General features: G+C 57.3%; 24 protein-coding genes and 1 pseudogene. 19 read left to right on the top strand and 6 right to left on the bottom strand.

The window, feature by feature from the left end; translation table 11 throughout:
- Window positions 1-14: 14 nt before the first annotated feature.
- Entirely contained in the window at window positions 15-2,036 is a 2,022-nt protein-coding gene (locus IMX17_RS19150; RefSeq protein WP_046897265.1) for an FAD-dependent oxidoreductase, read from the bottom strand.
- 306 nt (window positions 2,037-2,342) lie between these two features.
- Between IMX17_RS19150 and IMX17_RS19145 the strand changes: the two genes are divergently transcribed.
- Window positions 2,343-3,962 (top strand): ABC-F family ATP-binding cassette domain-containing protein, encoded by a 1,620-nt coding sequence (locus IMX17_RS19145; protein ID WP_193550126.1) that lies wholly within the window; start codon window positions 2,343-2,345, stop codon window positions 3,960-3,962.
- Between the two features lie 22 nt (window positions 3,963-3,984).
- Here IMX17_RS19145 and IMX17_RS19140 read toward each other — a convergent pair whose 3' ends face one another.
- Window positions 3,985-5,457, bottom strand: coding sequence for a PLP-dependent aminotransferase family protein (locus IMX17_RS19140; protein ID WP_182265451.1), 1,473 nt, complete (start codon window positions 5,455-5,457; stop codon window positions 3,985-3,987).
- Between the two features lie 121 nt (window positions 5,458-5,578).
- Between IMX17_RS19140 and IMX17_RS19135 the strand changes: the two genes are divergently transcribed.
- Genes IMX17_RS19135 through IMX17_RS19125 form a run of 3 tightly spaced genes read left to right on the top strand, consistent with a single transcriptional unit; the run spans window position 5,579 to window position 9,611 of the window.
- On the top strand, window positions 5,579-6,844 hold the full coding sequence (locus IMX17_RS19135) for a 4-aminobutyrate--2-oxoglutarate transaminase (RefSeq protein ID WP_193550125.1): 1,266 nt from the start codon (window positions 5,579-5,581) through the stop codon (window positions 6,842-6,844).
- 12 nt (window positions 6,845-6,856) lie between these two features.
- Window positions 6,857-8,311: an NAD-dependent succinate-semialdehyde dehydrogenase gene (locus tag IMX17_RS19130; protein WP_193550124.1), complete on the top strand. Its 1,455-nt coding sequence runs from the start codon at window positions 6,857-6,859 to the stop codon at window positions 8,309-8,311.
- A 58-nt stretch (window positions 8,312-8,369) separates the two neighbouring features.
- Window positions 8,370-9,611: an amino acid permease gene (locus IMX17_RS19125; RefSeq protein ID WP_193550123.1), complete on the top strand. Its 1,242-nt coding sequence runs from the start codon at window positions 8,370-8,372 to the stop codon at window positions 9,609-9,611.
- Between the two features lie 72 nt (window positions 9,612-9,683).
- Here IMX17_RS19125 and yfcF read toward each other — a convergent pair whose 3' ends face one another.
- Window positions 9,684-10,319 carry a glutathione transferase gene (gene yfcF / locus IMX17_RS19120; protein WP_193550122.1) on the bottom strand — a complete coding sequence of 212 codons (636 nt, stop codon included), beginning with the start codon at window positions 10,317-10,319 and terminating at the stop codon, window positions 9,684-9,686.
- Between the two features lie 117 nt (window positions 10,320-10,436).
- Between yfcF and IMX17_RS19115 the strand changes: the two are divergent.
- Window positions 10,437-10,547: pseudogene (locus IMX17_RS19115) on the top strand (HPP family protein); the annotation flags it as partial.
- On the opposite strand, the gene aac(6') reads toward IMX17_RS19115, so the two are convergent.
- The 3 genes from aac(6') to IMX17_RS19100 all read right to left on the bottom strand — a co-directional run bounded on the left by aac(6') (window position 10,548) and on the right by IMX17_RS19100 (window position 12,849).
- Window positions 10,548-10,988: an aminoglycoside 6'-N-acetyltransferase gene (gene aac(6') / locus IMX17_RS19110; protein ID WP_193550121.1), complete on the bottom strand. Its 441-nt coding sequence runs from the start codon at window positions 10,986-10,988 to the stop codon at window positions 10,548-10,550.
- Window positions 10,989-11,227: 239 nt separating this feature from the next.
- A complete protein-coding gene (locus tag IMX17_RS19105; protein ID WP_193550120.1) occupies window positions 11,228-12,271 on the bottom strand; it encodes a tyrosine-type recombinase/integrase in 1,044 nt (347 codons plus the stop codon).
- Window positions 12,271-12,849 carry a phage repressor protein CI gene (locus IMX17_RS19100; RefSeq protein ID WP_033649028.1) on the bottom strand — a complete coding sequence of 193 codons (579 nt, stop codon included), beginning with the start codon at window positions 12,847-12,849 and terminating at the stop codon, window positions 12,271-12,273. The genes IMX17_RS19105 and IMX17_RS19100 overlap by 1 nt, the downstream gene beginning before the upstream one ends.
- Before the next feature lie 131 nt (window positions 12,850-12,980).
- Here IMX17_RS19100 and IMX17_RS19095 point away from each other — a divergent pair, with 131 nt between their 5' ends.
- The 14 genes from IMX17_RS19095 (at window position 12,981) to IMX17_RS19030 (ending at window position 20,177) form a co-directional block, all read left to right on the top strand.
- Window positions 12,981-13,244, top strand: coding sequence for a hypothetical protein (locus tag IMX17_RS19095; RefSeq protein ID WP_071998162.1), 264 nt, complete (start codon window positions 12,981-12,983; stop codon window positions 13,242-13,244).
- Between the two features lie 31 nt (window positions 13,245-13,275).
- Window positions 13,276-13,785, top strand: a complete 510-nt coding sequence (locus IMX17_RS19090) for a phage regulatory CII family protein (protein ID WP_193550119.1) — start codon at window positions 13,276-13,278, stop codon at window positions 13,783-13,785.
- A 10-nt stretch (window positions 13,786-13,795) separates the two neighbouring features.
- Window positions 13,796-13,975, top strand: coding sequence for a phage filamentation protein Fil family protein (locus tag IMX17_RS19085; RefSeq protein WP_193550118.1), 180 nt, complete (start codon window positions 13,796-13,798; stop codon window positions 13,973-13,975).
- 11 nt (window positions 13,976-13,986) lie between these two features.
- Window positions 13,987-14,289, top strand: a complete 303-nt coding sequence (locus IMX17_RS19080; protein WP_193550117.1) for a hypothetical protein — start codon at window positions 13,987-13,989, stop codon at window positions 14,287-14,289.
- A gap of 63 nt (window positions 14,290-14,352) precedes the next feature.
- Window positions 14,353-14,595 carry a DUF2732 family protein gene (locus IMX17_RS19075; RefSeq protein ID WP_193550116.1) on the top strand — a complete coding sequence of 81 codons (243 nt, stop codon included), beginning with the start codon at window positions 14,353-14,355 and terminating at the stop codon, window positions 14,593-14,595.
- Complete coding sequence (locus IMX17_RS19070) at window positions 14,595-14,819, top strand: TraR/DksA C4-type zinc finger protein (protein WP_015379132.1); 225 nt, start codon at window positions 14,595-14,597, stop codon at window positions 14,817-14,819. Before IMX17_RS19075 ends, IMX17_RS19070 begins: the two co-directional genes overlap by 1 nt.
- A gap of 122 nt (window positions 14,820-14,941) precedes the next feature.
- Window positions 14,942-15,223, top strand: a complete 282-nt coding sequence (locus tag IMX17_RS19065; protein WP_117287275.1) for a DUF5405 family protein — start codon at window positions 14,942-14,944, stop codon at window positions 15,221-15,223.
- Entirely contained in the window at window positions 15,220-17,436 is a 2,217-nt protein-coding gene (locus IMX17_RS19060) for a replication endonuclease (protein WP_193550115.1), read from the top strand. Before IMX17_RS19065 ends, IMX17_RS19060 begins: the two co-directional genes overlap by 4 nt.
- Before the next feature lie 80 nt (window positions 17,437-17,516).
- Window positions 17,517-17,699: a hypothetical protein gene (locus tag IMX17_RS19055; RefSeq protein ID WP_227944620.1), complete on the top strand. Its 183-nt coding sequence runs from the start codon at window positions 17,517-17,519 to the stop codon at window positions 17,697-17,699.
- Between the two features lie 47 nt (window positions 17,700-17,746).
- Entirely contained in the window at window positions 17,747-17,944 is a 198-nt protein-coding gene (locus IMX17_RS19050) for a hypothetical protein (protein ID WP_193550114.1), read from the top strand.
- A gap of 176 nt (window positions 17,945-18,120) precedes the next feature.
- Entirely contained in the window at window positions 18,121-18,738 is a 618-nt protein-coding gene (locus tag IMX17_RS19045; protein WP_193550113.1) for a hypothetical protein, read from the top strand.
- Between the two features lie 3 nt (window positions 18,739-18,741).
- Window positions 18,742-19,035, top strand: coding sequence for a hypothetical protein (locus IMX17_RS19040; protein WP_193550112.1), 294 nt, complete (start codon window positions 18,742-18,744; stop codon window positions 19,033-19,035).
- A gap of 546 nt (window positions 19,036-19,581) precedes the next feature.
- Window positions 19,582-19,836, top strand: a complete 255-nt coding sequence (locus tag IMX17_RS19035) for a type II toxin-antitoxin system HicA family toxin (RefSeq protein ID WP_076740401.1) — start codon at window positions 19,582-19,584, stop codon at window positions 19,834-19,836.
- Window positions 19,833-20,177 carry a type II toxin-antitoxin system HicB family antitoxin gene (locus tag IMX17_RS19030; RefSeq protein WP_227414634.1) on the top strand — a complete coding sequence of 115 codons (345 nt, stop codon included), beginning with the start codon at window positions 19,833-19,835 and terminating at the stop codon, window positions 20,175-20,177. The genes IMX17_RS19035 and IMX17_RS19030 overlap by 4 nt, the downstream gene beginning before the upstream one ends.
- The last annotated feature ends 45 nt before the right edge of the window (window positions 20,178-20,222 follow it).

The raw sequence follows: 20,222 nt of genomic DNA, 5'->3' as shown, positions 1-20,222 counted from the left end.
CGGGCGCCCCTTTTTTACAGCGCCATCGCCAACCGCGTACCCTGATCGATCGCGCGGCGGGCGTCCAGCTCGGCGGCCACGTCGGCGCCGCCGATCAGGTGCACGGTTTTCCCCATCGCCAGCAGTGGTTGCTGCAGTTCGCGGCGCGGTTCCTGCCCGGCGCAAATGACCACCGTGTCCACCGATAGGCAGCTGTCTTGCTCGGCGCGGGTGATGTGCAGCCCTTCGTCGTCGATCAGCCGATAGCTGACGCTGTTGAGCATCTTCACGCCGCGCATCGCCAGGCTGGCGCGGTGGATCCAACCGGTGGTTTTGCCCAGGCCTTCGCCCACTTTGCTGGTTTTGCGCTGCAACAGGTAGATTTGCCGGGCGGCGCGCGGCGCCTGCGGGCCTTGCTCAGCCAGCCCGCCGCGCTGTTCAAGGCGGCCATCGATGCCCCATTCGCGGTTGAATTCCGCCTGATCCAGGCTGCTGGACACGCCGTGCTGGCTAAGGTACTCGGCGGTATCGAAGCCGATGCCGCCGGCGCCGACGATCGCCACCCGCTGGCCGACCGGTTTTTTATCGCGCAGCACGTCCAGATAGCTCAGCACCTTGGCGTGCCCGATGCCGGGGATGTCCGGGGTGCGCGGCACGATGCCGCAGGCGAGGATCACCTCATCGAATTCGCTTAAATCCGCCGCCTCGACCTTGACGCCCAGTTTGACCGTCACTTCACGCAGCGCCAGCTGGCGGCGGAAGTAACGCAGCGTTTCATGGAATTCTTCCTTGCCGGGGATCTGCTTGGCGATGTTGAACTGGCCGCCGATCTGCTCGGCGGCGTCGAACAGCGTCACCTGATGGCCACGGCTGGCGGCGGTGGTGGCGAAGGCCAGCCCGGCAGGGCCGGCGCCGACCACCGCCAGTTTTTTCGGTTTTTCCGCCATCGTCAGCGGCATTTCGGTTTCGCGGCAGGCGCGCGGGTTGACCAGACAGGAAGTCAGCTTGCCTTCAAAAATCTGGTCGAGACAGGCCTGGTTGCAACCGATGCAGGTATTGATCTCGTCGGCGCGCCCCTCGGCGGCTTTCTGCACAAAGGCGGCGTCGGCGAGGAACGGACGCGCCATCGACACCATGTCGGCGCAGCCGTCCGCCAGCACCTGCTCGGCCACCGCCGGATCGTTGATGCGGTTGGTGGTGATCAGCGGGATGCTGACCTTGCCCATCAGCTTGCGGGTCACCCAGCTGAATCCGGCGCGCGGCACCATGGTGGCGATGGTCGGAATACGCGCTTCGTGCCAGCCGATGCCGGTATTGATGATCGTGGCGCCCGCCTGTTCGATCGCCAGCGCCAGCTGCTCGATCTCCTGCCAGCTGGAGCCGTCTTCCACCAGATCGAGCATCGACAGCCGGTAGATCAGAATGAATTCCGGGCCCACGGCCTGGCGTACCGCCCTGACGGTTTCGACGGCGAAGCGCATGCGGTTGGTGAAGCTGCCGCCCCATTGGTCGTCGCGCTGATTGGTGCGCGTCGTCAAGAATTGGTTGATCAGATAGCCCTCGGATCCCATCACCTCAACGCCGTCATAGCCGGCCTGCTGCGCCAGCGCCGCGCAGCGGGCGAAGTCGGCGATAGTCTGCTCGATCTCCGCTGCGCTGAGCGCGCTCGGCGTAAACGGGTTGATCGGCGCCTGCAGCGCGGAAGGGGCCACCAGCTTGGGTTGATAGCTGTAGCGGCCGGTGTGCAGGATCTGCAGCGCAATTTTGCCGCCCGCCCGGTGGACGGCTTCAGTCACCGGGCGGTGGTGGGGCAATTGCGCCTCGCTGTTGAGGATCGAACCGCCGCGAAACACCACGCCCTGTTCGTTCGGGGCAATGCCGCCGGTGACGATCAGCGCCACGCCGGCGGCGGCGCGCTCGGCATAGAACGCGGCCAGGCGCTGCGGGCCGTCGGGCAGCTCTTCCAGGCCGGTATGCATCGATCCCATCAGCACCCGGTTTTTCAGGGTGGTGAAGCCGAGATCCAGCGGCGCCAGCAGGTGAGGGTAATTGCTCATTGCACTCTCCATCGGGTGAAATCGGGCCCGTTGTTATAATTATGTGAACAAAAGTGGTCGGATGAGATAAATCTAGCCGTTGTCGCGTCGCTTGGGAATTTGCGTTGCGCCGAATGTGATAGATGTCATGAATCTCAGACTCTGTTTGCATAACGAACAAAAGATCGGTTAGCCTTTACGCGTTGCAAATTCCTTCTCTCTGCGGAGCCATTACCGAAAATGAACACCCACACCTGTTGATATCTGGTCCCACGCCGTGCGCTCTCGCGCCCTGTGGGGATGTTTTGATCTCATTCAGGAGTGCTTATGGCTCATTTTGCGCAGTCCCCTTATTTCGTTTTACATCAACTGACCTGCCAATTTGCTGACGGCGAAACGCTGTTCGGCCCGCTGGATCTCGCTTTCGACCGGCAGCTCTGCGGCCTGGTAGGGCGCAACGGCGTCGGCAAAACCCAGCTGCTGCGCCTGATCGCCGGGCTGGATCAACCGGGCAACGGGCACGTCGAATCTCATGCCGCAGTAGCTTACGTTGCACAGCAGCCGGAGATCGCCGCGGACACCACGCTGGCCCAGCTGTTGGGCTATGGCGAGGCGTTCGCCGCGCTGGCGCGTATCGAGCAGGGGCGGCCGCTGGCGGACGATATCGATCGTCTGGAAGGGCGATGGGATCTCCACGATCGCCTGCAAAACGCCTTCGCCGCCGCCGGGCTGCCGGCCTTCGATCCGTTGCGATCCGCCAGTTCGCTGAGCGGCGGCGAGCGGATGCGCGCGGCGCTGTGCGGCGCCTTGCTCGGCGAAGCGGATTTTCTGCTGCTGGACGAACCGACCAACCACCTCGACAGCGCCGGCCGCGCCTGGCTGTATCAGCAGCTGGATCAGTGGCGCGGCGGGTTGCTGATCGCCAGCCATGACCGGCAGCTGCTGGCGCGCATGGAGCGCATCGTCGAACTGACGCCCGGCGCGCTGCGCAGCTACGGCGGCAACTATGATGACTACCGGCGGCAGCGCGATGCGCAGCAGCAGGCGGCGCGCGCCGATCTGGAGCATGCGCGCGAGGAGCGCCGCCGCACCCGCGCCCGCCAACAGAAAGAGCACGACATGAGCCAGCGGCGCTCGGCGCAAACGCTGCGCGTCGTCGATACGCTGAATATCGCCTCTTTCGAGCGGGTGGCCTACAAGTCGGCGGCGAAGGAGAGCCTCGGCACGCTGCGCAAACAGCATCAGGATCGGCGCGACAGCCTCGATGCGGCGGTGCGCGAAGCCTACCAGCGGGTGGAAGAGGAACAGCCGGTGTTGCTGGCGCTGCCGGGCAGTGAAGTGAGCGCGAACAAGCAGGTGCTGGTGCTCGAGCGGCTGCAGCTGCCGTTCGTCAGCGCGCCGCCGCTCGATCTGCGTATCGACGGCCCGATGCGCGTCGCGTTGACCGGCCCCAACGGCTGCGGCAAATCCACCCTGCTGAAGACTCTTCTCGGTCAGCTGACGGCGCTTTCCGGCTATTGTCATTGTCCGCTGTCGACCGCCTACCTCGATCAAACCCTATCGCAGCTCGACCCGGGCCTGTCGGTGATGGAGCATCTGGGGCTACAGGATTCGCCGCTGGCGGAAGGCGCGTTGCGCACCCGGCTGGCGCAGCTGCAGCTTGGCGCGAATCGCATCGCGTTGCCGCTGGGCTCGCTCAGCGGCGGTGAAAGGCTCAAGGCGGCGCTGGCCTGTGCGCTGTGGCGGCGCCAACCGGCGCAGCTGCTGTTGCTCGACGAGCCGACCAACCACCTGGATCTGGCGTCGTCGTTGGCGATCGAAACCGCACTGGCGGATTTTCCCGGCGCGATGATGGTGGTGTCGCACGACGAAGACTTCCTGCAGGCGCTGCGGCCGACGCATCGCCTGAACCGGCAGGCGGATGGCTGGCGGCTTCAGGCCTGGTGAGGCAGGCGGGCGGCATTCTGACTTAGTGCGGGGCGTTGATGCACGTAAGCAGTTGGGTGAAGGCGGCGGCCATCTGCTCTTCCGGCACGCAGGCAAAGCCCATCAGCAGGCCGCGTCGGCGGTTGGGCAGCATGTAATAGCGCGACAGCGGCCGCACCAGCACCCCGCGCGCGCCGGCGGCGGCGGCGATCGCCACGTCGTCGGCCTCGTCCGGCAGGTTGAGGATCAGGTGCAATCCGGCGTTGCTGTTGAACTCGCTGAGCGCCTGCTTGCCGAGGTGCTGTTCGATCAACCCGGTCAGGAAGGCGCGCCGCCGGGCGTACAGCAGCCGCATGCGGCGGATATGCGCGGTGTAGTGTCCCTCTTGGATAAATTCCGCCAGCGCGCTCTGGATCAGCAGGTGCCCGCCGCGGTACAGCTCGGCGTGGGCGGTTTTCAGCGGCTGCACCAGCGGCGGCGGCAACACCACATAGCCGAGGCGCAGCGCCGGATAGAGCGTCTTGCTGAAGGTGCCGATGTAGATCACCGGCGCGTCGGCTTCCAGCCCTTGCAGCGCCGGGATCGGTTGGCCGGAAAAGCGGAATTCGCTGTCGTAGTCGTCCTCGACGATCCAAGCGCCGGCGTTGCGCGCAAGCGCCAGCAGCCGTTGGCGGCGCGCCAGGCTCATCACCGAACCGAGCGGATACTGGTGCGACGGGGTGACAAAGATCAGGCGCGGCGGGTTGACCGGCTGCTCCGGCGGCACCAGCCCGGCCTCGTCCACCGCCAGCGGGCAGATGTTCAGCGCATTGATGCGCAGGATATTGCGGATCCCCCAATAGCCCGGCTCTTCGATCCAGGCGTCATCCCCCGGATTGCACAACATGCGCGTCACCAGATCGATCGCCTGATGGATGCCTTCAGTGATCAGGATCTGTTCCGGCGAGCAGCGCACCGAGCGCGCCACCCGTAAATACTCCACCAACGCATGCTGCAGCTCCGGGCTGCCGCCCTGATTGCTGTAGGTCAGCCGTTGCGGCGTCGGGCGGCGGCTGAGGCGCGCCTGGATCTTGCTGAACAGCTGATGAGGAAAGGCGTTGACGTCGGGGACGCCGGGAATAAACGCCCCCCACTGTTTGGGGCTGGCGCTGGCGTGATGCAGCAGCGTGGCGCCGCGCTCCGACAGGTCGACGCGCCGCGGTTGCCCGCTGCCGTCCGCCGAAGCGCCGCCGGTGGAGAGGCAACTGTCCGGCACCGTGTCGGCGACGAAGGTGCCGCTGCCGGCGCGCGCCGACACGTAGCCTTCCGCCAGCAGTTGTTCATAAACGGTTAACACAGTGTTGCGGGACAGGCTGAGCTCCTGTGCCAGATCGCGCGAGGCGGGCAGGCGGCTGGAGGGCGGCAGGCTGCCGTCGAGAATGCTGGTGCGGATCGCGTTGTAAAGCCGCTTGTGCAGCTTGTCATCGGGCTGTTCGCCGAGGCGCTGCAGCAACAGATCACCACTCAATGAGCGCAATTGGATCCCTCAATTATTCGTAACTGGCACTCGATTATAGGGCCACATCCTGTGTAAATAAACGGCATTGTTTCACTAATGTGAACGAAACGTGTAACTGGCATCGACCGGAGAGAACAGCATGAAAAACGCAGAATTGAACCAACGCCGTCAGGACGCCACCCCGCGCGGAGTGGGCGTGATGTGTGGTTTTTACGCCGAGCGTGCAGAGAACGCCACGCTGTGGGATGTGGAAGGCAAAGAAGTGATCGACTTCGCCTCGGGGATCGCCGTGCTGAACACCGGCCACCGTCACCCGAAGGTGATCGCCGCGATTGAAAAGCAGCTGCAGGCCTTCACTCACACCGCCTATCAGATCGTTCCTTACGAAAGCTATGTCTCGTTGGCGGAGCGCATCAACCAGCGCGCGCCGATCGCCGGCCCGTGTAAAACCGCCTTCTTCACCACCGGCGCGGAAGCGGTGGAAAACGCGGTGAAGATCGCCCGCGCTTATACCGGCCGCCCGGGGTTGATCACCTTCGGCGGCGGCTTCCACGGCCGCACCTACATGACCATGGCGCTGACCGGCAAAGTGGCGCCTTACAAACTGGGCTTTGGCCCATTCCCCGGTTCGGTGTTCCACGGCCAGTACCCGAACGCGCTGTACGGCGTGACCACCGAAGACGCGATGAACAGCCTGGACCGCCTGTTTAAAGCGGATATCGATCCCAAGCAGGTGGCGGCCATTGTGCTGGAGCCGGTGCAGGGCGAGGGCGGGTTCAACGTGGCGCCGGCCGATTTCATACAGGCGCTGCGCGCGCTGTGCGACCAGCACGGCATCCTGCTGATCGCCGACGAAGTGCAGACCGGCTTCGCCCGTACCGGCAAGCTGTTCGCCATGGAGCACTACAGCGTTAAGCCCGATTTGATCACTATGGCGAAAAGCCTGGCAGGCGGCATGCCGCTGTCGGCGGTGGCGGGCCGCGCCGAGGTGATGGATGCGCCGGCGCCGGGCGGGCTGGGCGGCACCTATGCCGGTAACCCGCTGGCGGTGGCCGCCGCGCACGCGGTGCTGGACGTGATCGAAGAAGAGCAGCTGTGCCAGCGCGCTCAGCGCTTGGGCCAACACCTGGTGGAAGTGCTCCAGCAGGCGCGTAAAACCAGCCCGGCGATCGCCGATGTGCGCGCGCAGGGATCGATGGTGGCGGTGGAGTTCAACGATCCGGCTACCGGTAAACCTTCAGCCGATGTCACCCGTCAGGTGCAGCAGAAGGCGATGGAGGAAGGGCTGCTGCTGCTGAGTTGTGGCGTGAACGGCAACGTGATCCGCTTCCTCTACCCGCTGACCATCCCGGACGATCAGTTCACCAAGGCGATGGGCATTCTGTCCCGCGCGCTGGCCCACTAAGGAGCGAACGGCATGAAATTGAATAATCCCGAGCTGTTGCGCAGCCAGTGTCTGATCAACGGCGAATGGTGCGACGCCCTGAGCGGCAAGCGCGAAGCGGTGATCAACCCGGCCACCGGCGCCGAGCTGGCCAGCATTCCGCTGGTCAGCGAAGAGGAAACCCAGCAGGCGATCGCAGCGGCGCAGCGGGCGCAAAACGACTGGAAACAGCTGACCGCCAAGCAGCGTTCCGCGCTGCTGCTGGCCTGGGCCGATAAGGTGCTGGCCTCGCAGGAGGATCTGGCGCAGCTGATGACCGCCGAGCAGGGCAAATCGCTGGCGGAAGCGCGCGGCGAAGTGGCCTACGCCACGTCGTTCATCACCTGGTTCGCCGAAGAGGCCAAACGGGTGGACGGCGCGGTATTGCAGGCGCCGCAGGCTTCGCAGCGCCTGGTGGTGGTGAAGCAGCCGATCGGCGTGTGCGCGGCCATCACCCCGTGGAATTTCCCGGCGGCGATGATCACCCGCAAGGTGGCGCCGGCGCTGGCGGCCGGTTGCGCCATCATCGTCAAACCGGCCGAGCAAACGCCGCTGACCGCGCTGGCGTTGGCCAAGCTGGCGCAGGACGCCGGCATTCCCGCCGGCGTGTTGCAGGTGGTGACTGGCGAAGCGGCGCAGGTGGGCAAGGTACTGTGCGACAGCCCGGTGGTGCGCAAACTGAGCTTTACCGGCTCGACCGAGGTCGGCCGCATTCTGATGGCGCAGTGCGCGCCGAGCATCAAGAAACTGTCGCTGGAGCTGGGCGGCAATGCGCCGGTCATCGTGTTCGACGACGCTAATCTGGACGCGGCGGTGGCGGGCATCATGGCCTCCAAGTTCCGCAACAGCGGCCAGACCTGCGTGTGCGCCAACCGCATCTACGTGCAGGACGGCATCTACGAGCGGCTGGCGGAGAAGCTGGTGGCGGCGGTCGAGCAGTTGAAAGTCGGCGACGGCAGCCAGGAAGGCACCACTCAGGGGCCGCTGATCGACAGTGATGCGGTGGCGAAGGTGCAGAGCCACATCGATGACGCGCTGATCAAAGGGGCGCAGATCGCCACCGGCGGCCAGCCGCACGCGCTGGGCGGCACCTTCTTCCAGCCGACGGTGGTGACCGGCGTGACGCAGAAGATGCGCTTCGCCAAAGAAGAGACCTTCGGGCCGGTGGCGCCGCTGTTCCGCTTCCATGACGAGGCGGAAGCCATCGCCATGGCCAACGACACCGAATTCGGCCTGGCCGCCTACCTGTTCACGCAGAACGCCGCGCGCCAGTGGCGGGTGCCGGAAGCGCTGGAGTACGGCATGGTCGGCATCAACACCGGGCTGATTTCCAACGAAGTGGCGCCGTTCGGCGGCGTGAAACAGTCAGGGCTCGGGCGTGAAGGATCGCGCTACGGGATAGAAGAATATCTGGAGCTGAAATACCTGTGTATCGATGTGAGTTGTTGAGCGTCAGGACGTTAACCCATCCCGGCGGCCAGCGTCGCCGGGCGATAAAGGATGATGCATGTCTGATAATATCTCTGTTTCTCCGGCGCTTGCCGCCGGGGTGCGAGCACCTGCACCCGCCAAATCGTTAAGTTTCCTCGAAGGGGTGGCGATGATCGTCGGCACCAACATCGGCGCCGGGGTGCTCTCCATCGCCTATGCCTCCAGCAAGGCCGGTTTCCTGCCGCTGCTGTTCTGGCTGGTGCTGGTGGGGAGCCTGACCACCATCACCATGCTGTACGTCGCTGAATCCACGCTGCGCACCCGCGCGCATCTGCAGCTGAGCGGGCTGGCGAAGCGCTACGTCGGCGGGCTGGGCGCCTGGTTGATGTTCGCTTCGGTGTGCGTCAACAGCGTCGGGGCGCTCACCGCCTATATGACCGGCAGCGGCAAGCTGCTGCAATCGCTGTTCGGCATCTCGCCGGCGCTGGGCAGCCTGCTGTTCTTCGTACCCGCTGCCGGCGTGCTGTACCTCGGTTTGAAAGCGATCGGCCGCGGCGAGAAGTTCATCAGCATCGGCATGGTGGTGATGTTGACCGCGCTGGTGGCGGCGACGCTGCTGAAAGACACCACTCAGATGCGCAACCTGCTGGACGGCGAATGGCGCTATATGGTGCCGGTGTTCAACGTGGTGGTGTTCTGCTTCTCGGCGCAGTACATCGTGCCGGAGATGGCGCGCGGCTTTGCCGATAAGCCGGAGCAGCTGCCGAAGGCGATCATCGTCGGCATGGCGGTGACCTTCATTCTGCTGGCGGCGGTGCCGATGTCGGTGATTGCGCTCAGCGGGCTGGATGACATCTCCGACGTGGCCACCATTTCCTGGGGCCAGGCGCTGGGGCAGTGGGCGTTCTTCTCCGCCAACATCTTCGCGCTGTGCGCGATGTTGACCTCGTACTGGGGATTGGGCGGCAGCTTCCTGACCAATATTTTCGACAAGTTCCGGCTGGGCAACGACGAGCTGCCGCTGCGCCGCTTCGGCGTGCTGCTGCTGGTGGTGGTGCCGCCGTTCGTGCTGGCCTACAGCGGGCTGGTGTCGTTCGTCAACGCGCTCTACTTCGCCGGGGTGTTCAGCGGGGTGATCCTGTCGATCATGCCGATGCTGATCCTGCGCGGCGCGCGCAAACACGGCGACCAGACGCCACGCTGGCAGTGCAACTGGATCACGCACCCGCTGCTGCAGATCAGCATTGTGTTGCTGTACTTGGCCAGCGCGGTGTACGCCATCGCTTCATTGTTAGGCTATCTGCCCTCTGGATGGTGATTTGCCTTCCCTCAAGCAGTGATGTTGTTTCTCGGCATTGAGAACGGCGGCGTCGTGGCCGCCGATTTTTTCTCACGCGCGCTGCTTTTCCGACAGCGCCAGCCAGGCCTGCACCGAAGGGCGCTGCCACTGCTTGTGCGCATAATGGCGCACGCGCTCCGGCACCGGATCGCCGTGCATTACCAGCCGGTTAAGCATCAGCGCCAGATCGGTGTCGGCGATGCACCATTCCCTGAACAGATTATCCTGCCCGTGGCTCAGCAGCTTTTCTACGGCGGCGATCAGTTTGTGCGCGGCCTGTTGAGCCGCTTCGGACAGCGGCGGAAACTTGCCGTTGTTGAATACCACCTCGGTCGAGCGCTCGGCGCGGATCGGCAGCAGATCGCTGCGCAGCCAGGCCTGGATTTCGCGCGCCTTGGCGCGCAGCTTTACGTCGCGCGGGTATACGGCGTGGGCCGGATGGATGTCTTCCAGGTATTCGGCGATCGCCGAAGACTCCGAGAGCTGGAACTCGCCGATCGCCAGCGTCGGCACCCGGCGGGTGAGCGACAGCGCCGCGTAGGCCGCCTCTTTGTTCTCTTCTTTCGCCAGGTCCACCGGCTTCACGGTGAACGGAATGCCTTTTTCCGTCAGCACGACAAAGGCGGACATGGCGTACGGGCTGAAAAATTCACTGTCGGTATAAAGCTCGGTGATCGGTTGAGACATCGGCGGTTCCTCGGGGTTAAGGGGGGAACATTCATCATTGTTGAGGGGAGGCTAAAAATCAATCTGTTAGCCTAAAAGTTCTTTTATGACGTGGCGGACGGCGGCGCTGGCCATCGGCACGAGGCGTTGATGCAGGGAGATCTGTTCGATATCGATGAGGACGATCTGCAGGAGATCCTGCCGCGCGCCGAGCAGCTGGCGCATCAGCGGCAAAGCAAGACCGCCTGATCAGCCCAGCGTTTTGCGGTAAAACACCACCCGTTCCGTTTCGGCAAAGCCCAGCGCGGCATGCAGGCGCTGGGAGTCCAGATTGGCGATATCGGTATCCGATGCCAGCTCGCTGCAGCCTTGCTGCTTGGCCCATTCCTGCACCTGTGCGATCAATCGCGTGGCCCAGCCCTGGCGGCGGGCGCGTTCGACGGCATAGATCCCTTCCAGAAACGCCACCGGCGACGACTCGCAGCCGTTGACGTAATCGTAGCGCAGCGCCACTTCGGCAAAGCCGATGAAAGCGCCGTCCAGCCCCCGCGCCATAAACGCGGTGTGGTGCGGCGAAGCCAATATTTCGCGCATCTCCGCGCGGTGCTCTTCAGGCGAACTGGATGGCCACAGCGCCGCGCGCAGCGCCAGCCAGGCGTCGAGGTTGTCGTGGTCGCAGATGACGATCATGCGGGATCCTTATAAGTCGGAATAAATCAGGTATGCCGAAAGAGAAGTGTGGCACGGCGGCGGGAAACAAAAAAGCCACCCCGGACAGGATGGCTTGTAAGGCTGTGAAAACAGCAAAAATTTGGTGGCCCCTGTTGGGTTTGAACCAACGACCAAGCGATTATGAGTTCCTACGAAAACAACCGAAAATCAATAGTTTGCCTTTGTTTTCAGTGACATATTGGGCCAATGTAGGCCATTCATATGACATCATGTGCCAGTTCTACCGCCATTCTATCGCCATTTGTAGCCAGAGGATTTAACCGTACTGCGTCCTCTAAATGGTCGGGGGCAAAGTGAGCATAACGCATTGTCATTTTTATGTCCGTATGACCTAAGACTCTTTGTAGTACCAGTATGTTACCTCCATTCATCATGAAGTGGCTGGCGAATGTATGCCGTAGAACGTGAGTTAACTGGCCCGCGGGAAGTTCTATGCCAGTTCTTTCTAGGGCGGCTCGGAATGCTCCATAGCAACTAGTAAAAAGCCCCGTCTGTGGTTTGTTCTGGCTAGGTAGAGAATCGTACAGATCTTTACTGATAGGCACTGTCCGGTTTTTCCTGCCTTTAGTATTGATATATGTGATTTTGTATTTTGACAGCTGGCTTTTTCTGAGCCCTTCGGCTTCTGACCAGCGTGCGCCGGTAGCAAGACAAATTCTTACAACCTTTTCGAGATCAGTATTCTCGTGACGTTGGCATTCAGCCAGCAGGAGGGCAATCTGATCTCTATTGAGCCAGGCCATCTCCATTTCTTCAGTACGAAAAGGGCGTATGTTTTTTAATGGATTATCACCTTTCCACTCACCAAGGCGGTTTAGTTCATTGAATACGGCCCGAAAATAGGCCAACTCGAGGTTTAGCGTGCGAGGGGAAACCTCTTTCACTCTGTTGGAACGGGCATATTCACCTTTCAGCCTTTTTTCCCTGTAACGGGAGAACATTTGAGCATCGAAATCGCGAGCCAGCGGTTCCCCCATACAGTTAAAAGCATGATGCATGGATAATTGTCGTTTTAACCCATCTTTCAGGGTTATGCCGTGGGCGCTATACCATGAGTCCACGAGTTCTTTGACTGTGCGCCGATCCTCTTTCTCTTCTTGCCACGGGTTTTGTATGGTGTATTGCTCAAAGGCTAAGGCTTCACCTTTGGTTGCGAACTTTTTTCTGATCCGCTTACCCCTAGCCCCATTCGGATACAGCTCGCATACCCATCCGCCAGCAGGAATCTTACGGACAGCCATTAGTTAACCTCGCTGTAAATGCCAGCAATACGTCCAAGTATGCGGATCTCATCAGTTAAGCACTCAAACGGAACCTTCCCGCCAGCCACATGGAGCTTTTTACCGGGTAATACGGTTAGCTCTCGGATGCTAATTGCCCCCTCAATGTCTACCAGCCAAGTCCCATCTGCTAGCGAGGCTGATTTATCTATGAAGTGCAGCTTTCCATCGGTTCGAACTGCAATGCCGTCAGTAGGTTTCTTACGGAAAAAGTTAGGATCGATGCTCAAGCGGTCATCTTCTCTTAGCTCGCCGTCCTCAAGAGTGAATAATTCAATCTCAAGTGGGGATTCTTCCGTGGTTTTATTCTCAAATTTCGAGCCTTCACCAGTAAGAAGCCATTTAAGACTTGCACCAGTCTCTATGGAGCAGAGAGCTGCATAGTCATAAGAGATAGTGCCTCTCGTATAGCGATTTTGGAGAGAACTTGCAGAAATATCAAAGTGATGGGCTAGCTGAACTTTCTGCGTGAAACCATAGACATCGCAGATGCGCTCGAGGATTTTGATAGGTTCAAAACTAGTCTCTCTGATACTCATAAGTTAATCCAAATGTTGACCAATGCTAAAAAGTTCATTAGATTGCTCGTTAGTGAATTGTTTGTATTGGCCTACATTGGCAAATGGGCGGTCAATACTGGTTAAAGTTGGCAAATAGGGAATCATGCATTATGGCTTCTGAGATCGCAATCTTCAAAATCGCCTCCCCCATTGTGACGTTAAAGGAATTCGCGGAGCTAGAAGGCGTTTCTACTCGTACTGCTCGTCGCTGGAGTACTGGTGAAACCCCGTGTTTACCTATTGAACCCCGCGTTATCCGTAAAGGATGCAAGAAAGCAGGCGGCCCGATCCGTATCTACTACGCACGCTGGAAAGAAGAGCAGTTGCGTAAAGCGTTAGGGCATTCACGTTTTCAACTCGTCATCGGTGCGTGATTCACTTTAAGTGAATTCATAGGGGTAAAGTATGTTTGATTACGCCATTTCTAAACATCCGCACTTCGATGAAGCCTGCCGACAGTTTCCAGCTCGCCACAATGTGACGGCGCTTGCTAAACAGCTCGGCATGAATGCCCAGACGCTGCGCAACAAATTGAGTCCGGGCCAGCCGCATCAGCTCACGTGTGCCGAACTGCTGGCGATCACTGACGCTACAGAGGATTCCAGCCTGATTGATGCCTTGCTGGCACAAATCAACTGCATGCCGTCCGTGCCTGTCAATGAGGCTTGCGCCGGGAATATTCCAACGTATGCACTGCAGGCTACGGCCGCAGTTGGCAACGTTGCCGCCGCCGCCGTTCAGGGCGACCACAAAACGCCGGTACGCAAAAGCGCACTGCTTGAAAGCGTCAACACGGCGATCCGCCATTTGTCGCTGATCGGCTTGACCGTTCAGAACCGCATCCAATCCACCCCGGCTCTGGCCTCCACCGTTGACGTGTTCAGCGGGCTGAGTGCTGTTGCTGGTTTAAGCTGAGGTGATCACCGTGGTTATTTCTATCGCTCCGCTGCTGAAACAACAAAGCCCATCGCGGCATTTTGAACACGGTTTTATTGAACTGCCGGGCGGTAAGCGCTGGCGCCCACGTCACGATCAGTCTGCCTTGCTGCGTGGCCTGTCAACGGCTAAGCCAGTTTCACCGCTGCGCCGCTTTTTCTGCCGTTAATTGGGGCTGTCATGTTGTTGGCTACTGAAACACAAAAAGCGATCGGCATTAAGCGCATTTCACAAATTAAGCGTGAGCTGTTCCCGCATAAGCAGAATCAGGCGCAAGAGGCTTTTGATAAGTCGCCGGAACATATCCGCAGAACTGTTTGTTTTCATGCCGGGCTGAAAGAGCGGCATATAAAAATGAAGTTTGCAGAAATGATTTATTCAGAGCGTAAACAAATCGTGTGGGCGCTGAATGACCTGATTGATTTATCAAAAACCTTACCGCGATTTATCAGTGATGATGATTGCGAATTAAATGTTAATTAACCGCATTGCGTAATTTTGGCGTTAACCCGCCGGGCATCGCTTTGTCTGAAATAAGGATTAAATATGTCGAATGTGATTTTTATGGGTTTAGACCCGGCAAAGCAAGGTAGCGATATTTCACAGGTGGCTGTGTTGCTTGACCACGCCCGCCTTGATGAGCGTAAGAATCAAGCCGATCTCGCCGCTGCTCGTCTGGTGCGTTTGGCTGCACATATCTCTAAGAACGGTTTAACGGCTATCGAAGCTGTTGAGCTGCTCCGCCAAGAGGCTGAAGCCATCGAGCATCAAGTGCAGGAGCTGCACTAATGGCCGACTTGATGGACTACGAACAGGAGCGGCAGGCGCTGGTATTGGAGGCGCAGATTATCAATGCCCGTAAATCCTCTGCGCTGCCTTCTGCCTTTGTTTGCGAAGAATGTGACGCTCCGATTCCTGCCGCGCGCCGCGCAGCCGTTCCCGGCGTTGATACCTGCGTAAGCTGTCAGCAGATCCGCGAGACGCAAAGTCACCTTTACGCGGGGAAGGCATGACGGAGTTCTCTATTTTGTTCGGCCTGCTGGCGTTGCTGGCAGGTCATTTTATTGCGGCTGATTTGAGCGATTCAGAATTTGCACGCAGACCAGAAAACCAAAATTACGATTAAGGAAATAACATGGAAATTAAAATCGGCTCTGAGTTTGTTATCACCAGCGATAACCTGCAATTCATTCTTAATACGGTGAAGGTAGGTAAAACAGGAAAAAGCGAAGGTCAAGAACGTTACGAGGCTATCGGCTATTACCCTACGATTAACCAGCTTGTGAACGGCCTTATTCATCACAGCGTCCGTAATTCCAGTGTTAATAGCATTGCATCACTGGGTGCGGAGATAGGCCGCATTGGCAATTTATGCCAAGAGGCTTTTGCTGCATGTGAGGCGGCGAAAGTTCAATGAGCCAAGCGGCTACCGCCTACGCTTACCCATGGAACGAACCGCGCCCGGCTGTTGCCGGGCCGGTAAGACCGCTTACCCGTGAGGAACTCGCTCAGGGGCAAGCTGTTTTAACCAATATTCGCCGCCTGCCGCGCTTCCTAAGCGCCATGTTCCTGACACGTTACACCAACTTGCTCAAGAGCAAAGGGCTGCACGACGCCAACAAATGGCTGGTGTTCCAGTTCGATCGCCGCATCTGGCCCCGACTGCAAACGGTGAGCGCCAAAAATGCAATGAACCTCGCCGCGTCAATGCGGTTTTCTGCTGAAGTTGATAATTACGCTTCACTGCCCGGCATGGATGATAAAGAGTTACGCCGCCTCGCCGATCGGGTGGCCGGTCAACTTCTGCAGAATTATGAAGATTACTGCGATGAGTTTGTGGCGGAGAACGGCGGCGACAATGCCGGGCTTTTCGAAGATGCCACCCAATCAGAATTTTATGGCCGCATTGCCGGTATGGCGCGCGCCTTCAACATCACCCCTATGCATTGGCGCAAATACCGCAAGGGCAAACTGGATGCCCGGTCAGCGGTTGCCAGCCTGTCACGGTTGGTTAATTCCGAGTGGTGGGAACGCCAGTTGAAGGCTCAGCGCACGCGCTGGCGCGAGGCGTTGCTGATCGCCCTGGGTAATGTGAACCGCGGGGCGTCGTCGTATGCCAGTAAGCAGGCTATTCGGGATGTGAAAGCGCGCCGCCAGTCCAATTTTGATTATCTGAACAGCCGCGAGCTTGAGAACGTCGAAACCGGCGAACGCTTCAGCCTCATCGACAAGGTGATGGCAAGTATCTCTAACCCAGAAATTCGTCGTATGGAGTTAATGGCGATGATCGCCGGTGTTGAGCAGGCCGCCGCTATCCGTGGCGATAAAGGGATGTTTATCACCATCACCACCCCATCCAAATATCACCCGACGCGCGCCGTTGGCAAGAACAGCCCTAAGGTGCATTTTAATCACAAATGGGATGAAGAGGCGTACACGCCAAAAGACGGCCAGCGCTATCTTGTGAAGCTGTTTAGCAAGATCCGCACGGCGTTTAAAGATGCGGGCCTGCAGGTCTACGGCGTGCGCGTTGTCGAACCGCACCATGACGCGACGCCGCACTGGCATATGATGCTGTTTACCTCCAAAAAACAGCGCCAGCAGGTGATCGACATCATGCGCCGTTATGCCATGGCTGAAGATGGGGACGAACGCGGCGCCGCGAAAAACCGTTTTGACTGCAAGCACCTGAACAAAGGCGGTGCGGCGGGCTATATCGCCAAATACATTGCAAAAAACATCGACGGCTACGCGCTGGACGGCGAACGCGATCATGAAACCGGCGAGCTGTTGACTGATACGGCCGCCGCCGTCACCGCGTGGGCGTCAACATGGCGCATCCCTCAATTCCACTTTATCGGCCTGCCGTCGCGCGGCGCATGGCGAGAGTGCCGCAAGATCCGCTCTGTCAGTCTGGCCGATGAGTTTGACGAAACCGTTGAGGCGGTGCGCGCTGCTGCTGATGCCGGTGACTTTGCCGCTTACATTCTGGCCCAGGGCGGCCCTAACGTTGCCCGTGACGATCAAACTGTGCGTGTAGCCCGCCGGGTTGCCGACGAGCGCAACGCATATGACGAAGAAGTGCAGAAAATCGCGGGGATTTTTGCCCCGCATATTGGCGCCGATCGCGTTTATGAAACCCGCACCACGCAATGGCGCATCGTCGCCAAAGCCGTTGCCGTTGAGCCTTTGACTTTGAAAAGCGCCTCCGGCGCGCCTCGGAGTCCTGTCAATAACTGTGGGTTGGTCGGCAGCGGTGGCGCCGAAAATGCGCAGGATGGGGGGCCTGTAGAGGCCGTGGCGGTGATGGAACATGCACCGGAAACCCTGATTGACTGGGATGACATGACCGTTGCACGGTCTGTTATGACGCGTTTACGGGCAGATGCCCCGCAGATAAACAGGCAGCAAAGAGGAATTGACCCATATAAGCGTATAGAGCCTGCTGCATCGGCCAGATTGACCACTGCCGAGCGCGATCGCGTATCCAAAATTTACTCAGAGCTGGCACTACACGGTATCGAGCCGACGCGCTGGGAACTTGAGGCACTGGCGCGCGGCGCTAAAGTCAAATTTGGTGATATTTCAATGCACTATCCGGCAGTTAGCGATTGGGCTGGCTTCCAATAATTTCTTGCGCAATTAAATCCGATAGGCATATACTGTATATGTATACAGTAATTAAGCATCGGAGGGAAAGGGTGCAAGCAGTGGATGAAGTGGTTGTTTTAGAAAGAATTGAACTCATCGCCCGTCTGGGGGTTTGTTATGAGAGCCAAGCGAAAGACAAAGACATTGCACTGATATGGATTTCAGAACTGGCGGGGGAGATGAAAACCAGCATTACCCCTGAAAAAGCAGAAGTGATCAGGCAGCTTGCCGCGATCTCTTAATCCATAGGTGACGTATGAGACGAGATTTAAACTTAGCCGGGGCGTTTATGGAGGCGCTGAACTTCAACGAGAACGGCAAAGGCCGCCGCATAAAGACCGTTGATTTCATTCACGCCGCAAACCGACTCGGCACACATCTAACCCCTGAAGAGGCGAATTACTACATCAAGCACCAGTCTGGTCACGTGTTCAGGCTGATTGACGAGGGGCGTTATCATTACAATATATACCTTTATCTGTGCTAAAAATCGTGTTATCTCAGATTTTATCTGGCATTGTCCCAGCTCGGAGTTTAACCTAATCTAACACGGCTGCTTTGTGCCAGAAGCGAACCTTACTTCCGATAGCGTATGTTAATCAATGGGGAGCGGGGTAATATGAAAACTTGAGTAAAGTAAAATAAAAAAGGATAATGTTAAGTGTGATGGTTCACAATGAGATAATGCTAATGTGGGAAAAGATTAAAGATAATTACATTCGAGTGCTGTACATAATAGCAAGTGTTTCTATTGTTTATGTTTGTTATATTTATCAGTCTGATATAATTAGCAAAAATGAAAATATGAGTATGTTTTCATATTATGCTTCTGTTGCTACTGTTGTTGCATTATTGATTTCAATAATGGAGATTTTTTATAACATTAGCATTACAAAAAGCATTGAAAGTCGTTCTCAATCTTATCTGGCCAAGTTCAAAGATACAACTGGATTAAGTTTTGCTCATGAGTGTGTATCTTACTATGATCAATGTCTCAATGATCTCGCGACAAAAAAATACCCAATTTTAGTGGCTAATTTTACTATAGCAAAAAAATTACACATAAGTCTCGCTAATTACTTCATGGCAGAAGAAGATAAAAAAGAATTTGATGACAAAAAAAAGTCATTAAACGAGTTGGAAAATAAAATACTTTCGATGCGCCATGTCAATGCTTCAAGTTCTTTGGGTAATGCTCAGGTTAAAGAGATCCGAGATGCTTTACTTGAGGTAAGGCAAGGGTTTGAAACAAAATACACATTCAGAAGAACAGAGGGTTAATAGATGTTGCCAAATACAATCGTAAATTTTGTAAATAAGTTAATTTCTGAGACTCAGAGTGATATTTTGCATTGGAGTTATAATTCAGATGAAGATAAAGTATGGACTAAATACCAAGGGATGAATATAACTTTAGATTATGCTTTCGATTTCAACATGGAAGTAGGTGTACATAGGTTGAGCATCTTACATAGTGATGGAAGGAAATTTTTCTTCCCTATATCTGAATACGATTCTGGCTATACGTTATTGAAGCAACTTTATAACGAAGCTCAAGCTTCAGATTTTAAATTCTAATATCAGGCCACATACGTGGCCTAGTTGTATTAAGCCAGTATATACATCATACTTGAATAATTCATTCACTTTTGTGAATCTCTTGCATTTCGGTGGGGTACATGTCCGCTCTGGCTGAGAGCAGACTGTCAGACCTGATAGTATGCTGCTAGGGAATGTTGTCAGCTTAAGTCTGTACTAAATATCATGCATTGGGTGCATGAAATCGCATGATGATCCGGTGTTATTTTTACCCACGCAGCGCCAGCACTGGCGCGGGTCGCGCCGGATCATGCAACTGCATTAAAAGCGACACATGAAGCGCGCAGGCGAGGCGGGGATAGCATTGCGCGCAAGCCGTGTTGAACCCCTCCCAAAAGAGCCGCCAGCGTCCCGTCACGGCGATTTATCGCAATACTTGTATGAGAATGGGGTTTGATGTCGTTGGCGCCATGGTGGCGTTCTCAGGCGCTTACGGCGCATTGCATAACATCGTCAACTAGTGATACCAAAAAATGACACCATAATATTCTTGAAATGGTGTCGTAAAGTGATACTATAAACCCCATGAACAAACGACACCAAAAAACGCTGTTAGATGTGTTTGCCCGGCCTGTCAACGGTTCTGTAAAGTGGTCTGATATTGAGACGCTTTTTACCGCATTAGGGGCGGAGATTCACGAAAGGGAAGGTTCTAGGATCGCGGTGCTGTTGAAAGGTGAAAAAAGAGTCTTTCACCGGCCACACCCCAGACCTACCACTGACAAGGGGGCGGTTAACTCCATTCGGATCTGGTTGGATAGCTTAGGAATAAAACCATGATGAATAACACACTGAAAATTGACGGCCATACGGCCGTCATCAACTTCGACCCTGAAATTGAAATGTTCCGGGGCGAGTTTGTCGGGCTGAATGGCGGCGCCGACTTCTACGCCTACAGCGTGGACGAGCTGAAGAAAGAAGGCGCGATCTCACTCGCGGTCTTTCTCGATGAATGCCAAAAAGACGGCATCGAGCCTTACAAGTCGTACAGCGGAAAAGTGACCACCCGCCTGTCGCCGGAACGTCATCAGGCGCTAGCAATTGCTGCACAGGCCACCGGTCAGTCGATTAATGAGCTACTGAATGAAGGTGTTGATTTAGTTATCGAAAAACATTCTTAATTCTGTTCAAATAGGGGCTGTGGCCCCTATACATAGTATATAGAA

The sequence above is a fragment of the Serratia sp. X3 genome, from assembly GCF_014982455.1.
Taxonomy (GTDB): domain Bacteria; phylum Pseudomonadota; class Gammaproteobacteria; order Enterobacterales; family Enterobacteriaceae; genus Serratia; species Serratia ureilytica.
This window is presented reverse-complemented; position numbering and strand designations above follow the sequence as displayed.

Excerpts from the sequence above, each read along its gene's own strand:
- IMX17_RS19150 (WP_046897265.1), bottom strand. The coding sequence starts at position 2,036 with ATGAGCAATTACCCTCACCTGCTGGCGCCGCTGGATCTCGGCTTCACC.
- IMX17_RS19100 (WP_033649028.1), bottom strand. The coding sequence starts at position 12,849 with ATGAGTATCAGAGAGACTAGTTTTGAACCTATCAAAATCCTCGAGCGC.
- IMX17_RS19145 (WP_193550126.1), top strand. The coding sequence starts at position 2,343 with ATGGCTCATTTTGCGCAGTCCCCTTATTTCGTTTTACATCAACTGACC.
- IMX17_RS19095 (WP_071998162.1), top strand. The coding sequence starts at position 12,981 with ATGGCTTCTGAGATCGCAATCTTCAAAATCGCCTCCCCCATTGTGACG.
- IMX17_RS19105 (WP_193550120.1), bottom strand. The coding sequence starts at position 12,271 with ATGGCTGTCCGTAAGATTCCTGCTGGCGGATGGGTATGCGAGCTGTAT.
- IMX17_RS19035 (WP_076740401.1), top strand. The coding sequence starts at position 19,582 with ATGAACAAACGACACCAAAAAACGCTGTTAGATGTGTTTGCCCGGCCT.
- IMX17_RS19065 (WP_117287275.1), top strand. The coding sequence starts at position 14,942 with ATGGAAATTAAAATCGGCTCTGAGTTTGTTATCACCAGCGATAACCTG.
- IMX17_RS19030 (WP_227414634.1), top strand. The coding sequence starts at position 19,833 with ATGATGAATAACACACTGAAAATTGACGGCCATACGGCCGTCATCAAC.
- IMX17_RS19125 (WP_193550123.1), top strand. The coding sequence starts at position 8,370 with ATGTCTGATAATATCTCTGTTTCTCCGGCGCTTGCCGCCGGGGTGCGA.
- IMX17_RS19130 (WP_193550124.1), top strand. The coding sequence starts at position 6,857 with ATGAAATTGAATAATCCCGAGCTGTTGCGCAGCCAGTGTCTGATCAAC.
- IMX17_RS19075 (WP_193550116.1), top strand. The coding sequence starts at position 14,353 with ATGTCGAATGTGATTTTTATGGGTTTAGACCCGGCAAAGCAAGGTAGC.
- IMX17_RS19080 (WP_193550117.1), top strand. The coding sequence starts at position 13,987 with ATGTTGTTGGCTACTGAAACACAAAAAGCGATCGGCATTAAGCGCATT.
- IMX17_RS19090 (WP_193550119.1), top strand. The coding sequence starts at position 13,276 with ATGTTTGATTACGCCATTTCTAAACATCCGCACTTCGATGAAGCCTGC.
- IMX17_RS19060 (WP_193550115.1), top strand. The coding sequence starts at position 15,220 with ATGAGCCAAGCGGCTACCGCCTACGCTTACCCATGGAACGAACCGCGC.
- IMX17_RS19135 (WP_193550125.1), top strand. The coding sequence starts at position 5,579 with ATGAAAAACGCAGAATTGAACCAACGCCGTCAGGACGCCACCCCGCGC.
- IMX17_RS19070 (WP_015379132.1), top strand. The coding sequence starts at position 14,595 with ATGGCCGACTTGATGGACTACGAACAGGAGCGGCAGGCGCTGGTATTG.
- yfcF (WP_193550122.1), bottom strand. The coding sequence starts at position 10,319 with ATGTCTCAACCGATCACCGAGCTTTATACCGACAGTGAATTTTTCAGC.
- IMX17_RS19040 (WP_193550112.1), top strand. The coding sequence starts at position 18,742 with ATGTTGCCAAATACAATCGTAAATTTTGTAAATAAGTTAATTTCTGAG.
- IMX17_RS19050 (WP_193550114.1), top strand. The coding sequence starts at position 17,747 with ATGGAGGCGCTGAACTTCAACGAGAACGGCAAAGGCCGCCGCATAAAG.